The 14,118-nt window shown below is 60.8% G+C and carries 15 protein-coding genes; 7 read left to right on the top strand and 8 right to left on the bottom strand.

Annotated elements, in window-relative coordinates:
* Positions 1-40: 40 nt before the first annotated feature.
* Both LSG25_RS08440 and LSG25_RS08435 read left to right on the top strand, forming a co-directional pair.
* The gene (locus LSG25_RS08440) at positions 41-895 is read left to right on the top strand and encodes an oxidoreductase (protein WP_232744219.1); all 855 of its coding nucleotides are present in this window, start codon (positions 41-43) and stop codon (positions 893-895) included.
* A 68-nt stretch (positions 896-963) separates the two neighbouring features.
* Positions 964-1,479: a GFA family protein gene (locus tag LSG25_RS08435; RefSeq protein ID WP_232744218.1), complete on the top strand. Its 516-nt coding sequence runs from the start codon at positions 964-966 to the stop codon at positions 1,477-1,479.
* Between the two features lie 18 nt (positions 1,480-1,497).
* Here LSG25_RS08435 and LSG25_RS08430 read toward each other — a convergent pair whose 3' ends face one another.
* Both LSG25_RS08430 and LSG25_RS08425 read right to left on the bottom strand, forming a co-directional pair.
* Positions 1,498-1,695 carry a hypothetical protein gene (locus LSG25_RS08430; RefSeq protein WP_232744622.1) on the bottom strand — a complete coding sequence of 66 codons (198 nt, stop codon included), beginning with the start codon at positions 1,693-1,695 and terminating at the stop codon, positions 1,498-1,500.
* Positions 1,696-1,738: 43 nt separating this feature from the next.
* Entirely contained in the window at positions 1,739-2,149 is a 411-nt protein-coding gene (locus tag LSG25_RS08425) for a carboxymuconolactone decarboxylase family protein (RefSeq protein ID WP_232744217.1), read from the bottom strand.
* A 135-nt stretch (positions 2,150-2,284) separates the two neighbouring features.
* On the opposite strand from LSG25_RS08425, the gene LSG25_RS08420 reads away from it, so the two are divergent.
* Positions 2,285-3,169 (top strand): LysR family transcriptional regulator, encoded by an 885-nt coding sequence (locus tag LSG25_RS08420; protein WP_232744216.1) that lies wholly within the window; start codon positions 2,285-2,287, stop codon positions 3,167-3,169.
* Here the strand turns inward: LSG25_RS08420 and LSG25_RS08415 are convergent.
* Positions 3,166-4,113 (bottom strand): pyridoxamine 5'-phosphate oxidase family protein, encoded by a 948-nt coding sequence (locus LSG25_RS08415; protein ID WP_232744215.1) that lies wholly within the window; start codon positions 4,111-4,113, stop codon positions 3,166-3,168. The genes LSG25_RS08420 and LSG25_RS08415 overlap by 4 nt on opposite strands.
* Positions 4,110-4,742, bottom strand: coding sequence for a glutathione S-transferase family protein (locus LSG25_RS08410; protein ID WP_370636003.1), 633 nt, complete (start codon positions 4,740-4,742; stop codon positions 4,110-4,112). Before LSG25_RS08410 ends, LSG25_RS08415 begins: the two co-directional genes overlap by 4 nt.
* Positions 4,743-4,839: 97 nt before the next feature.
* On the opposite strand from LSG25_RS08410, the gene LSG25_RS08405 reads away from it, so the two are divergent.
* A complete protein-coding gene (locus tag LSG25_RS08405) occupies positions 4,840-5,739 on the top strand; it encodes a LysR family transcriptional regulator (RefSeq protein ID WP_232744213.1) in 900 nt (299 codons plus the stop codon).
* A 97-nt stretch (positions 5,740-5,836) separates the two neighbouring features.
* On the opposite strand, the gene LSG25_RS08400 is transcribed toward LSG25_RS08405, so the two are convergent.
* The 4 genes from LSG25_RS08400 to hpnC all read right to left on the bottom strand — a co-directional run bounded on the left by LSG25_RS08400 (position 5,837) and on the right by hpnC (position 10,636).
* Complete coding sequence (locus LSG25_RS08400) at positions 5,837-7,477, bottom strand: acyl-CoA synthetase (RefSeq protein WP_232744212.1); 1,641 nt, start codon at positions 7,475-7,477, stop codon at positions 5,837-5,839.
* Between the two features lie 111 nt (positions 7,478-7,588).
* A complete protein-coding gene (gene hpnE / locus LSG25_RS08395) occupies positions 7,589-8,905 on the bottom strand; it encodes a hydroxysqualene dehydroxylase HpnE (protein ID WP_232744211.1) in 1,317 nt (438 codons plus the stop codon).
* Positions 8,902-9,765, bottom strand: coding sequence for a presqualene diphosphate synthase HpnD (hpnD, locus tag LSG25_RS08390; RefSeq protein WP_232744210.1), 864 nt, complete (start codon positions 9,763-9,765; stop codon positions 8,902-8,904). Before hpnD ends, hpnE begins: the two co-directional genes overlap by 4 nt.
* A 46-nt stretch (positions 9,766-9,811) precedes the next feature.
* Complete coding sequence (gene hpnC / locus LSG25_RS08385) at positions 9,812-10,636, bottom strand: squalene synthase HpnC (protein ID WP_232744209.1); 825 nt, start codon at positions 10,634-10,636, stop codon at positions 9,812-9,814.
* A 159-nt stretch (positions 10,637-10,795) separates the two neighbouring features.
* On the opposite strand from hpnC, the gene alr reads away from it, so the two are divergent.
* From alr to radA, 3 genes are read left to right on the top strand one after another with little or no spacing between them, the layout of a single operon-like run.
* The gene (gene alr / locus LSG25_RS08380) at positions 10,796-11,923 is read left to right on the top strand and encodes an alanine racemase (RefSeq protein WP_232744208.1); all 1,128 of its coding nucleotides are present in this window, start codon (positions 10,796-10,798) and stop codon (positions 11,921-11,923) included.
* A gap of 48 nt (positions 11,924-11,971) precedes the next feature.
* Complete coding sequence (locus LSG25_RS08375) at positions 11,972-12,688, top strand: SDR family oxidoreductase (RefSeq protein ID WP_232744207.1); 717 nt, start codon at positions 11,972-11,974, stop codon at positions 12,686-12,688.
* 24 nt (positions 12,689-12,712) lie between these two features.
* Positions 12,713-14,065 (top strand): DNA repair protein RadA, encoded by a 1,353-nt coding sequence (gene radA, locus LSG25_RS08370; RefSeq protein ID WP_232744206.1) that lies wholly within the window; start codon positions 12,713-12,715, stop codon positions 14,063-14,065.
* Positions 14,066-14,118 lie beyond the last annotated feature (53 nt).

The raw sequence follows: 14,118 nt of genomic DNA, 5'->3' as shown, positions 1-14,118 counted from the left end.
TTCGGTGAATATACAAAGTGGATTTCATCAGGAGTTTTTCATGGCACTGGATAATCAACCCGTCTGGTTCATCACCGGTTGCTCGACCGGCTTTGGCAGAGAACTTGCGAAACTCGTCCTGGCCCGCGGCTGGCGGGCCGTGCTTACCGCCCGCAACCCTTCCACGCTCGACGACCTGGTCAAGAACCATGGCGCAAACGCACTGGCCCTGGCGCTTGATGTGACCAATCACCAGCAGGTTGCCGATGCCGTTGCCAAGGCGCATGCGCATTTTTCGCGTATCGATGTGCTGGTCAACAATGCGGGCTATGGTTATCTGGCTGCCATCGAAGAGGGCGAAGACGCCGCCGTGCGGGCCATGTTCGACACCAATGTGTTCGGGCTGATCGACATGACCAAAGCCGTGTTGCCGGGCATGCGCGAGCGCAAAAACGGGCTGATCGTCAATATTTCCTCCATAGGAGGTTTCGTGGGTTTCGCCGCCACCGGCTATTACCATGCAAGCAAGTTCGCGGTGGAAGGATTTTCCGAATCCCTGGCGGTCGAAGTCAAGCCGCTGGGCATCGGCGTGTTGATTGTGGAGCCGGGACCATTCCGCACCAATTGGGCGGGCCCCTCGCTCAAGGAGTCGCCGATACGCATTGCCGACTACGACGCCACGGCGGGTACGCGCCGCAAAGAGACCGCCGCCCGCAGTGGCCGCCAGGTCGGCGATCCGGTGCGTGCCGCCCAGGCCATCATCGATGCGGCCATGGCTCAAGAGCCGCCGCTGCGCTTATTGCTGGGGAAGCGGGCCCTGATCGCCGCGCGTGGCAAGCTCGGAACCTTGCAAGAGGACTTTGACGCCTGGGAAAAAACGACACTGGGCGCGGATTTTCCTGAAGAAGAGCGTTAGCTTCATAAGCCCATCGGTCATGGATAGCCGGCGGGTTGCTGCGCATTCATTTTATTGGAGGGCTTATCATGCGACTCGAAGGTTCCTGCCATTGCGGCGCCGTGCATTTCAGCCTGTTCAGCGCCCATCCTTATCCTTACCAGCGTTGTTACTGCTCCATTTGCCGCAAGACCCAAGGGGGCGGAGGCTATGCCATCAATCTTGGCGGCGATGCGCGAACGATGAAGGTTACCGGCCGCGACGATGTTTCCATTTACCATGCGAAGATCAAGCGCGAGGGCGATGCGCGTGCCCACACCAGTACGGCGCAGAGGCATTTCTGCAGGCGCTGCGGCAGTGCGTTATGGCTTTACAGCCCGGAATGGCCCGAGCTGATCCACCCCTTTGCTTCGGCGATCGATACGCCTTTGCCTGTGGCTCCGGAGCACACGCACCTGCTTCTGGAGTTCAAGGCGCCATGGGTGGAAGTTGCCGTGCGGGCGGGTGACAAGCAATTCGACGGATACCCTGAAGAGTCGATCGCCCAGTGGCATGAGCGCCTGGGATTGACCGACAATGATGGGGCGCCGCGCGAACAGCAATAGGGGGCCAAGGCAGTCTTGTCAGTTCAGAGCCGCCTTGGCTGCCTCTTCGGGCGTCAGGCCTTCATAAAACTGGTCGATGAACCATTCGACCTGCTCTTCGATATGATCCTGCGCTTCGCGCACGCTGGCACCGGCGGCTACCAGAAAGCCTTCCACTTCGGTGCACCATTGAATCAGTTCCTGCGTTTCAGGATCCAGCTTGTCCTTTTTTGCCATCATCGTGTCCTTCGGCCTGCGATGTCGAATTTTATCCCTGTTTTCAGCCGGCGCCTGTATCGTGCTTGAGCGGCAGGCTTATGCCCGCTTCGGAAAAGACCTCGCGAACGATTGCCAGTCCGTTCAGGGCGGCGGGGAATCCCGCGTACACCGACATCTGCATGACAATCTCGACGATTTCGGACGGCGTGCAGCCTACGTGCAAGGCGGCATGCACATGTACCTTGAGTTGCGCGGCGGCATTTCCCAGTGCGCAGAGGGCCGCCACGACGGCAATTTCGCGTTCGCGCAATCCCAGGCCAGGCCTTGAGTAAATATCGCCAAAAGGGTATTCGATCAAATACTTCGCGAAATCGGGAAAAGATTGGCCAAGCTTGTCGAGCACTTGCACTCCGGCCTCGCCGTCAATGGCCCGTAGTTGAGTCTTGCCGCGGGTATAGCGTTCAGATTCCATTGTTCATCTCCAGGTAATCGGGGTTCGAGGCGAGTGCCGCCTCTTGCAATAAGCGCCGGATATGGCGCCCATGGGTCGAACTGTAGGCGGAGTCCGCTGGTGGCGCCATGTCCAATTTCGTGATACCTTTTTGATATGAGTAAACTTATCGATTCACGCGCATTGACACTGTTCCTGGCCGTGGCAGAGTCTTTGAGCTTTCGCCAGGCCGCCGAGACACTGCACATGTCCCAGCCTCCGTTGAGCAGGCGCATCAAGGAATTCGAAGACCGGTTGGGTGTGCGCCTGTTCGAGCGTGATACGCGCGGCGTGTCCCTGACCGCGGCGGGGCACCGGCTGTTGCCTCGCGCCCGGCGCATCATGGCTTTACTGGACGAGGCGGAAAAGACGCTGGCCTCCGGTTGCGAGCCGGCGCGATTGAGGCTGGGCGTCACGAATGCCGTCGAGCCAGAGTGGTTCGCCGGCCTGGTTTCACGCATTCATGCGGAAAGGCCCGGGCTGGCGACGGCAACGGTTACGGGGGCTTCGCCGCACCTTGTCCGCCTGCTTCGGGCCCAGCGCATCGAGGCGGCTTTTATCGCGCTGCCAACCGAAACCAAGGGTTTGCACGTCACCCCGATCGATCGGCAGCCGATGGTGGTGGCGATGAATTCAGCCCATCCTCTTGCGCGTCGGCGCAGCTTGCGCCTGAACGACCTGGGCGACGAGCCTCTTTTCTGGTTCGAACGTTCTCGCCAGCCCGCTTTTTTCGACCATTGCAGCGCGGTATTCGAACGGCATGGATTCGCGCCAACGGTAATCAAAGAGCCCGCCGATCATCATGTGCTGCTTGCGGGCGTGGCCAATGGGCAAGGAATTGCGCTGCTTCCCAAATCATTTACGTCGTTGAAGCGATCCGGCGTTTGCTATCGATCGTTGAAAGAGGGGGATGAACTTGGGGTGGGAGTCGGTCTTGCCCTTGCTCCCGATCATGCCGACTTGCGGGATTTGCTGCTGCGTTGCGCCGGATTGCAACTTTAAATGGTTGCGCGTTTTTTTTCCCACGTTCCAGTCGCACTGGTGCTTGCCGCGTAATCGCGGAAGGTCCACACGAACGGAAGGGCGCCAGGCTTGCGCCATCCTCCCGTTACGTGGAAGCGCCAGAGGCGTTCGGCTCCCGTCAGGCAATGCGCCTCTTCGGTATCCCAAAGAATTTCCGTCGAACCCTGCAGATGCAGCACATCGCCATTCAAAAAATCGACGAACAGCAGCGCCGCCCGTGGCTCGATCAGCAGATTGCCCAGGGTATTGAAGTAGCGATTGCCGTTGAAATCGGGAATCGTCAGCGTGTCGCCGTCGATGCGCACAAAACCCGGCTGTCCTCCCCGGTGCGATATGTCGGTGCCGCCGCGGGCATCGTCGATGCGTGGGCCGGCGGTACTGGCCACAAAAAATGCGTCTGCATGGCTGATCAGGCGGCACGCATCCTGATGGAGATGCGTGAGAAATTCGATTGGCTCCCCGGAAACCGCGGCGTCGTGGATATCGCGCGTCTGGATGTATCTGGGGCAATTCCCGAAGGATTGCTGGATCCCGATCTGCCATTCCCGGGTTTGGACATGGGCGATCAGACCATTGGCCCGGTTGCGGCGGCGCGTACTGAAATCGATGCCGAGCATGCCTATGGGCTGGCCCTCTTCGATCAGCGGCGCAATAGGGTCGTTCCAATCGGCCGCCAGGGCAATGTGCAGGCTGCGAGGGTCCGGGGATGAAACGAATCCCGCCGGTCCGGTCAGCATGGCTGCGGCAGGCTGGCCGCGGCGGTCTGTGGCCGCGATGCACAGAAAAGGCAGGGATGCAAAAAAGGTACGGTGCTGCTCGGGCATGAAGTTGCGTATTGCGGCACCCCCAGGGGCAATTCCCGCGCGCGCCTGGGCCTGCAGTTCGCCCGCATGGAAAGGGCCGCCTTCGATTGCCGTGATCATGATGATCTCGGCGCGGACGAGCGCGGCATGGGCTTGAACCCCGGCAGCGACTCGACTCTGGACAGCCAGGCACGCACTTCGGGGTAAGGTTCCAGAGCAATCCCGCCTTCCGGCGCGTGCGCAGTATATGAGTAGCAAGCCAGGTCGGCAAGGCTCGGGTGGTCGCTTGCCAGATAGGGCCTACCGGCCAGATGCTGCTCCATGAAGCCCAGCAGCCGGGCGGCGATCTGCGCGGCACGCACGGGATCGTCCGGCACACCCCATAGCAGGGCCATGCGCGCGGTCGCGGGCCCATACATGAGTTCTCCGGCGGCAATGGACAGCCATCGCTGCACCTGGGCGGCAGCAATGGCATCGTCGGGCAACCAAGGGCTGCCGGGGGCATAGCGCTTGACCAGATAGACCATGATGGCATTGCTGTCGCACAGCACCAGGTCGCCGTCCAGCAATACCGGAACTTGCCCGAGCGGATTGAGCTGGCGGAACTCGGGCGATTGGCGCGTTGCCGCGGGCGCGTCGATGAAGCGAAAGGGCAATTCCAGCATGCGCAACAGAAGCTCGACCCGGTGCGAGTGGCCGGATAAAGGGGTTCCATACAACGTGATGGCAGGGGGGTTAGTCATGTGTATCAGCCTTCAATGGATTGTGCTGAAATCTTATCTATTTCATAAAATAGTGTAAATACCTATAAAATGAAAATTACTCTTTCATTTTATGAAATAATAAATGGACCGTCTCGACGAGTTTGAAGTCCTGTTGGCCATTCTGGAAGCAGGCAGCCTGACGGGGGCTGCGCGCAGGCTGCGGCGCTCCGCGCCTTCCATCACGCGATCGCTGGCCGCGTTGGAAAAAAGGCTTGGCGCCCGCCTGGTCGAACGCAGCACGCGCAATCTGGCGCCCACCGAAGCCGGCTTGCGCCTGGCGGAACACGCCCGCCGTGTATTGGCCGATTACGCGCAGGCCGTGCAGGAAGATCCGGCGGCGCCGCTGCGCGGCACGCTGCGGGTGACCGCGCCGCATGTGTTTGGCCGCCGGCATGTAAGCCCTGTGGTCATCAGCTACCTTAAGCTCTATCCCATGATGCGGGTCGAGCTTGTATTCAATGACCATAACCTGGATCTGATCGAGGAAGGCCTGGATGTGGCCGTGCGGATCGGGCCCCTGGCCGATACCAGCCTGGTGGCGCGGCGGGTTGGGGAGGTCAGCCGGCTTCTGGTGGCCAGCCCGGATTATCTACAGGCGCGCGGCACGCCGCGCACCTTGTCCGATCTGGAGATGCACGACACCATCTTCACCGATGGCCGGATTGCATCGCTTGAATGGCGCTTTCGCCAGGCTGGCCGCGATCGCGTGCTGCGTCCCGCCCCGCGCCTGATTGTCAACGAAATCGATGCCATGCTGCTTGCCGTAAAAGCGGGGCAGGGCCTGGGGCGACCGCTGTCCTATCAGGTTGCCGACGAACTCCAGGCCGGCACGCTTGTGCGCCTGCTTGCGGAATTCGAATCCGAGCCCTTGCCGGTGCAGCTGGTTGTGCCCAGTGCCCGCTACATGGCGCCCAAGCTGCGCGCTTTCCTCGACCACGCCGTGCAAATGCTGGAAACCCTGGATGTGATCCGGCCGCTTTGAGAGACGATTTTCATGCCGGGAAAGTCAGCTGCATATTGCCCGGCCTGCGGCCATTGGGGTGTAGAGCGTCACTCGGGCGGCTCAGGCTGCATAGTGCTTATATATCGATTGCCGCGATCGAGCCGGCGCGTTTTCTCAATTCGAATTTCTGTATTTTGCCGGTGGATGTTTTGGGCAGTTCGCCGAACTCGATATGGCGTGGGACCTTGAAGCCGGTCAGATGCTTTTTGCAGTGAGCGATGATTTCTTCGGCGGATACCTGTGCGCCGGCTTTGAGCTCGACGAAAGCGCAGGGGGTTTCGCCCCACTTGGCATCGGGCTTGGCAACCACCGCCGCTGCCAGAACGGCGGGGTGGCGGTACAGCACGTCTTCGACCTCGATGCTTGAGATATTTTCTCCGCCTGAAATGATGATGTCCTTGCTGCGGTCTTTGATCTTGATGTAGCCGTCCGGGTATATCACGGCCAGATCGCCGGTGTGGAACCAGCCGCCGCCGAAGGCTTCCTGCGTGGCCTTGGGGTTTTTCAGATAGCCTTTCATGGTGATGTTGCCGCGGAACATGATTTCGCCCATGGTTTCGCCGTCGGCCGCAACCGCCTGCATGCTGGCGGGATCGAGTACGGTGATGGCATCCTGCAGGTGGTAGCGCACGCCTTGCCTGGCGTTCAGACGTGCGCGATCGCCTATGTCGAGCCGGTCCCAGGCCTCGTGTTGGGCGCAGACCGAGGCCGGGCCATAGACTTCGGTCAGGCCATAGACATGGGTAAGTTCGAAGCCCAACTGTTCCATGCCCTCGATCATGGACGCGGGTGGCGCAGCGCCCGCAACCATGGCGTGGACTTTGTGAGTGATGCCGGCCTTGAGCGCATCGGGGGCGTTGACAAGCAGGCTATGGACGATGGGAGCACCGCAATAATGCGTGACGCGTTCGCTGCGGATCAGATCGAAAATGGCCTGGGCGTCGACTTTGCGCAGGCATACATTGACGCCGGCGCGCGCGGCGACAGTCCAGGGAAAGCACCAGCCGTTGCAGTGGAACATTGGCAGCGTCCAAAGATACACCGCATGCTTGGGCATGTCCCATTCGAGGATATTGCTGATGGCGTTGGTATAGGCGCCGCGGTGATGGTAGACCACGCCTTTGGGGTTGCCGGTGGTGCCCGAAGTATAGTTCAGGCAGATGGCATTCCATTCGTCGGCAGGGGGCTGCCAGGCATAGTGCGGATCGCCCGTGGCCAGCAGGGCTTCATAATCGAGCGTGCCTATGCGCTCGCCAGGCCCGGTGTATTGGGAATCGTCGACATCGATGATCAGGACAGGGTGATCGACCTGTTTGAGCGCCTGCGCGACCAGGGGGCCGAACTCTTTGTCGACCAGCATGGCCTTGGCTTCGCCATGATTGAGCATGAAGGCGATGGTGCCTGGGTCGAGTCGCGTATTGAGGGTGTTGAGAACCGCGCCTGTCATGGGCACGCCGAAATGGGCCTCGACCATCTCGGGAATATTGGGCAGCATGGCGGCGACGGTGTCGCCGATGCCGATACCCTGCGCAATCAGCGCCGAGGCCAGCCGGCGGCTGCGATCGTAGGTTTGCTGCCAGGTGCGTCGAATCGAGCCATGCACCACCGCCAATTGCGCAGGGTAGACGCTTGCGGCGCGTTCAATAAAGCCCAGCGGTGTGAGCGCGGCGTAATTGGCGGGATTCTTGTCCAGTCCGTCGGCGTAGATATGGCTCATTGCGTCTCTTCCATGGTGTTTTTTTCATCCTACTATTTTCCCCAAATACTGTCCACGAATCGGCGTGAACCGCCTGGCCTGGGCTCGACCCAGGGGCATGGGATGGGAGGGCTAGCGACAGGCGGCAATGAGCTCGGCCGCGCGTTTGCCGCTGCGCACCGCGCCTTCCAGCACGGCCGGGTAGCCGGTATCGGTCCAGTCGCCGGCTGCCCAGACTCTTGGCCAGGGCGTGGCGTTGCCCGGGCGCTTCAAGTTTGGCACGGCGGCAAAGGTGGCGCGTTTTTCCACAATCAGTTCGTGGCCCAGCACCTTGGGCATGGGCTTGAATCGCCGCGTCTGTTCGCGAATCTGCTGCAGGGCTCCGGTCACGATTTCGTCTCGTGTGTGCGAGCCCAATGCTCCCGCGTTGCTGATGACTATGCTCAATGATGCATCCTGCAACGCGGAGCCCCGGGCGGCGATCCGGCTGCGATCGAACAGCCATTGGCCGAATTGCCGCTTGTCCGGATAGTCGTACAACATCAGCATCGGACAGGGCAGGTTCCAGGCATGTTGCAGCTTCAGGCTTATCGTGGCAATGGAGGTATAGCGAAATGCCGCCAGCCTGGCCAGATACTCGTTGCCAGCCGGCGTAGGGGTGCCCTGCCGCAGCAGGCGAGCGGCCGAGTGCGCGCTGGTTGCCACCACTACGGCGTCGAACGGGTCATTGTCGACTGCTATGTGGGTGGAGCAAGTGTTCAGGTGCCTGATTGCGTGGCCATAGCGGATGTCGAGTTGCCTTGCCGCCTGCGCAGGCCAGAGCTCCGACAAATCGACCCGGGGCAGCAGCATGTCGGAGTCGGCCCGCCGGGCTCCCAGGCTGTCGCGCAAGACGTTTGCCAGCAATTGGGCGCTGGCCTGGTCGATTGGGGTATTCAGGGCAGCCAGGCACAGCGGGGTCCAGAAACAGCGCATGGCGTGAATCGATTGATGTCCCTGTGTCAGCCATTGTTCAACGGTGAGGCTGTCCGGGAGTTGCCATCGCTGTTTTTTTAATCGATGGATAAGGGCGACAAGCCTGAATCGGCCGGGCAGGCTCAGACCCCGCATGCCCACCATGCCAGCCAGCAAGTGCCATGGCGCAGGCAGTACCGGCGCCCGCAAGCGGAAACTGCCATCGGCGGCCTGCAGGTTCAGCCCCAGGCGCAACAGGCGCGATTCGATTGGAAGGTTCAACTGGCGCATCAGGGCAAGGGTTTCGGTGTAGGCGCCCAACAATATGTGCTGGCCGTTATCGATGGTGGCATTCAGGCGCGGCGAATGGAGGCTGCGCGCGCGACCGCCGGGGATGCGGGCGGCTTCGAACACGACCGCGTGATGGCCTTGACGCTGGAGCCCGAGGGCCGCACTGAGTCCTGCCCAGCCCGCCCCGATAACGGCTATTTTCATTGACTCAGGCGTTTGACCAGGCTACGCCCGCCACCTACCCAGATCTTCCAGGCCAGCCAGAATTTGCGTATGGGGGTGAGCGATATGCGCTGGTCCAGCACCTGCCAGTTGTCGCGTTCGATTTCATTGAGCAGGGCATGGTAGATGGCCGCCATCATCAGGCCTGGCCGCTGGGCGCGCCGATCGATTTCAGGCAGGGCACGCATGGCTTCGCGGTAGTATTGGCGGGCGCGTTCGGTCTGGAAACGCATCAACTCCACAAAACGTTCCGAGTATTGGCTGTTCAGGATCTCGGAGGCCTTGACATCGTATTTCTGCATATCGTCGACGGGCAGGTAAATCCGCCCGCGGCGTGCATCATCGCCCACGTCGCGAATGATATTGGTCAGTTGGAAGGCCAGGCCCAGTTTTTCGGCGTAGAGCAAGGTGGCATCTTGCGTATAGCCGAAGATCCCGGCGGAAAGCTCGCCCACCACTCCGGCGGCGTGCCAGCAATATTTGCGCAAACCGGCCCAGTCCAGATAACGGGTTTGGTCGAGGTCCATTTCCATGCCGTCGATAATGGCCTGCAGGCGCCGGGCGTCCAGGCGGCAGGACTCGATATGCGGGGCCAGGGCCTGGGTGACCGGATGTTCGGATTTGCCCTCGAACATTTTTTCGATTTGCGTGCGCCACCAGGCGAGCTTGATCCGGGCTACGGACGGGTCGGTACATTCGTCGACCACATCGTCGACTTCGCGGCAAAAGGCATAAAGCGCGGTAATGGCCTTGCGGCGTTCAGGCGGCAAAAATAAAAAGGAATAATAGAAGCTTGAGCCGCTTTGGGCGGCCTTGTCTTGGCAGTATTCGTCGGGGCTCATGTATCTCAGCGTGTCCGGGTCGTCGAAGCGGCGGCTTGGGTGCTCATTAACGTAAAGCGCGCCATAGTAACAGGGCCCAATCGCGTTTTTGCAGCGTGGGGCGGTGGTTGAATACGTCGTAGTGTAGTTGGTCCAGGCGTTCGAGAATACGCAGGCCGCCCTGTACGACCAGCCTCAATTCGAAACCGATGCGGCCGGGCAGGCGGTGCGCCAACGGCAGGCCCGCGCAGAGCAGGCCGCGCGCCTGCTGCACCTGGCCCTGCATCAAGGCCTGCCAGTTCTTGCCGGTTTGCCGCCGGGCCAGGGCCTTTTCGCTGACGCCGTAACGATGTAGTTTGTCCTGTGGCAGGTAGACTCGGGATTTTTCCCAGTCTATGGCCACGTCCTGCCAGAAATTGGTCAACTGCAGCCCGGTGCAAATGGAGTCGGAGTCGACCATGTTTTGGGGTGTGACGGCCTGGTACAGATACAGCATGAGGCGTCCGACCGGATTGGCCGAGCGCGAGCAGTAATCGAGCAGGGCGGCGTCATTGGCATAGCGATGGGTGTTGACGTCCTGCTCGAAGGCGGATATCAAGTCAAAAAACGCCTGTAGCGGAAGCTGGTGCGTGTGGATGGTGCGCGCAAGAGGGGCGAATATGGCACCCAGGGCGTCGGTTTCGGGTAAATTGAACGTCCCGCTGCCGATTTCCTGCAATGCGCAACGATATGCGGCCAACTGCTCCAGCCGGGTGTCCGCACTGGCTTTTCCCTCGTCGGCGATGTCGTCGGCGCTGCGGGCAAAGCGGTAGATATGCCTGACCGGTTCGCGCAGGCGGGCCGGCAAAAGCAGCGATGCAACAGGGAAATTTTCGTAGTGATCAACAGCCATGTACGATTCTGTAAAAATGCGCAAGACCTCATTTTAAGAGAGCTTGCAGGAAGCAGCTTGCCGCCGCTGGACTTTGGCGTGAAATGTCAGGATTTGTCACGCACCCCCTTAACGGAGTGTGCGGAACTGGATTAGACTGCCGGTTATCAAGGGGGAGATATGCCACGTCCTATAGCGGCACGCATTTCATTGTCTGCATTAAGTCACAATCTGCACGTTGTGGCCAATCAATTATGTCCGGCCGATGCTGCGCCGGCTTGCCCCCGCCCTTTGGTATGGGCCGTTATCAAGGCGAACGCCTACGGACACGGGCTTCTTAACGCTGTTGGGGCTTTCGCGCAGGCCGACGGCCTGGCCATGCTGGATCTGAACGAAGCCGTGCGCTGCCGCGAAGCGGGCTGGGCCAAACCCATTCTACTGCTGGAAGGCTTTTTCGAGGCAGCCGATATTCCCGTTCTCGATCGACACCAAATCTCCATTACCGTGCACAACCAGGAGCAGCTCGATATGCTGCGCTCGGCAACTCCCCGCCGGCCCATCGATGCCATGATCAAATTGAATACGGGCATGAACCGGCTGGGGTTTTCGGGCGCTCAATATCGCGACGCCTACCAGCAGGCGACTGGCCTGCAACAGAAGGGTGTGCTGGGGGCTTTGGGCAAAATGACGCATTTTGCCCGAGCCGACGACGACGCATTGGCAACCCGCGAACAAATACAGTATTTCAATGAAACCACCAAGGGCTTGCCGGGTAAGATCAGCCTGTGCAATTCAGCCGCCACGCTGACACCCGGCTTGTGGTCATCCAGTTTCGAGCCCGTAGAACAGTGGGTGCGCCCCGGTATTTGCCTGTACGGAGCCTCTCCCTTCGACAACAAGGCGGCACACGACTTCGGTTTGCGGCCGGCCATGACGCTCAGCGCCGCGCTGATCAGCGTGCGCGCCGTATCGGCGGGTTCCGGCGTGGGTTATGGGCATGTTTTTACGGCGCCGCACGCCATGTCCGTCGGTGTGGTGGCTTGTGGGTACGCCGATGGCTATCCGCGTCATGCGCCCACGGGAACCCCGATCTGTGTCGGCGGGGTGACAACCCGCTTGATCGGACGGGTTTCCATGGATATGCTGGCTGTCGACCTGACGCACGTGCCGCAAGCCCAGGTAGGCACGGAAGTAGTATTGTGGGGCGAGGGCGGGCCTTCGGTCGACGACGTTGCGCAATCTGCCGGAACCATTGGTTATGAGTTATTGTGCGCCCTGGCCCCCAGGGTACCCGTGACGGTCTTTTGAAGCCGGCATGGCGGCAGGGGCTTGATTTTTGTCTCAAGGAAACGATCTGTGAAAGATAAATGTGTGCTGGTTACCGGAGCAACCAAAGGAATAGGCTGGGCCATTACCCGGCGGCTGGCCGACCTGGGCTGCCATGTAGTCGGTCTGGCGCGGCATACGCAAGAGATCGACTTCCCCGGCTATCTTTATTCTTGCGATTTGCAGAATGCGGGCGAAACCGAAGACATACTGCGCGTCATACGTGAAAAGTACCCTGTCGACGCCGTGGTGAATAACGTGGGTGTGGTCCGGCCCGAGCTGCTGGGCGAGATCGATCTGGCATCCCTGTACCAGGTCTTCGACCTGAATGTGCGGGTCGCCGTGCAGGTGGCGCAGGCCTTCGTGCCCTCCATGAAGGCGCGCAAGGAAGGCCGTATCGTGAATATCTGTAGCCGGGCGATTCACGGCTCGGCGTCGCGAACCAGCTATTCGGCCGCCAAGAGCGCGCTTATCGGCTGTACCAAAACCTGGGCGCTGGAATTGGCCGAGTACGGGATTACCGTCAATGCCATCTCGCCCGGCCCGATCGAAACCGAGCTGTTTCGCGCCGATCGGCCCGTGGGCAGCGAGGGCGAGAAAAAAGCCCTCGCATCGATTCCCATGGGGCGCCTGGGGCAGCCGGCCGAAGTCGCCGCAGCCGTTACTTTCCTGCTATCGGATGAAGCGGGTTTCATTACCGGGCAGGTATTGGGTGTAGATGGCGGCGGTAGCCTGGGCGGCCGCTGAGGCATACGCGGTTAAACTCCGGGTATGGCCAAATCAAAAACCTCATACGTCTGTAATGAATGCGCAGGAACCAGCCTGAAATGGGCGGGCAAATGCCCCCATTGCGGCGCCTGGAATTCGCTCCAGGAGTCGCTCGATTCAGGCTTGCCCGTACACCGCTTTGCTCCCTTGGCGGGTGCCAGTCCCATACGCAGCCTGGCCGAAATCGAAGCCCGCGAACTGCCGCGCCAGCCTTCGGGCCTTCCTGAGTTCGACCGGGTATTGGGCGGCGGTCTGGTGGCCGGTGCCGTGGTGTTGATCGGCGGCGATCCGGGCATAGGCAAATCGACGCTTTTGCTGCAGGCCCTGGTGTCCCTCTCCAAGGTGGCCAATGTTCTGTATGTGACGGGGGAAGAGTCCGCCGAGCAAGTAGCCTTGCGCGCCAGGCGTCTCGACCTGGCCTGCGGCGATGTCAATCTGCTGGCTGAAATCCGCCTTGAAGCGATAGTGGCTGCATTGACCGAACAGCGGCCCAGCGTGGCGGTCATCGATTCGATCCAGACTCTGTATTCCAGCGAGCTCACCGCGGCTCCCGGCTCGGTGTCGCAAGTACGGGAATGCGCCGCGCAACTGACGCGCCTGGCCAAGCAGACCGGTATTTCCATCGTCATGATCGGGCACGTCACCAAAGATGGCTCTTTGGCCGGGCCTCGTGTACTGGAACACATTGTCGATACTGTGCTGTATTTCGAAGGGGACACGCACTCGTCGTTTCGCCTGGTTCGAGCATTCAAGAACCGCTTTGGCGCGGTCAATGAACTGGGCGTATTCGCCATGACCGACAAGGGCCTGCGCGGGGTCAGCAATCCGTCCGCCTTGTTCCTGTCGCAGCACGATCAGGATGTGGCGGGGTCTTGCGTGATGGCTACGCAAGAGGGCACGCGGCCATTGCTGGTTGAAATCCAGGCGCTGGTCGACAGCGCGCATGTGCCCAATCCGCGCCGGCTGTCGGTGGGCCTCGAGGCCACGCGTCTGGCCATGTTGCTGGCCGTGCTGCACCGGCATGCCGGGGTGGCCACCTTCGACCAGGATGTGTTTGTCAATGCGGTGGGCGGAGTCAAAATTACCGAACCCGCCGCCGATCTGGCGGTTGTGCTGGCCATCATGTCGTCTCTGCGCAACCGGCCATTGCCCAAAGGCCTGATCGTTTTCGGGGAAATCGGCCTGGCCGGCGAGATCCGGCCCGCTCCTCGAGGCCAGGAGCGCTTGCGCGAGGCGGCGAAACTGGGTTTTGGCGTGGCGCTCGTGCCCAAGGCCAATGCACCCAAACAGCCTATCGAAGGCCTGGAAATCTGGGCGGTGGACCGGGTGGACGCCGCCATAGATCGCTTGCGATAGCTGTATTGTGGCCTATCGCGTTGCCGGGCGGTCTTCAAGCTGGAAACGTTTTA

The sequence above is a fragment of the Paralcaligenes sp. KSB-10 genome, from assembly GCF_021266465.1.
Taxonomy (GTDB): domain Bacteria; phylum Pseudomonadota; class Gammaproteobacteria; order Burkholderiales; family Burkholderiaceae_B.
This window is presented reverse-complemented; position numbering and strand designations above follow the sequence as displayed.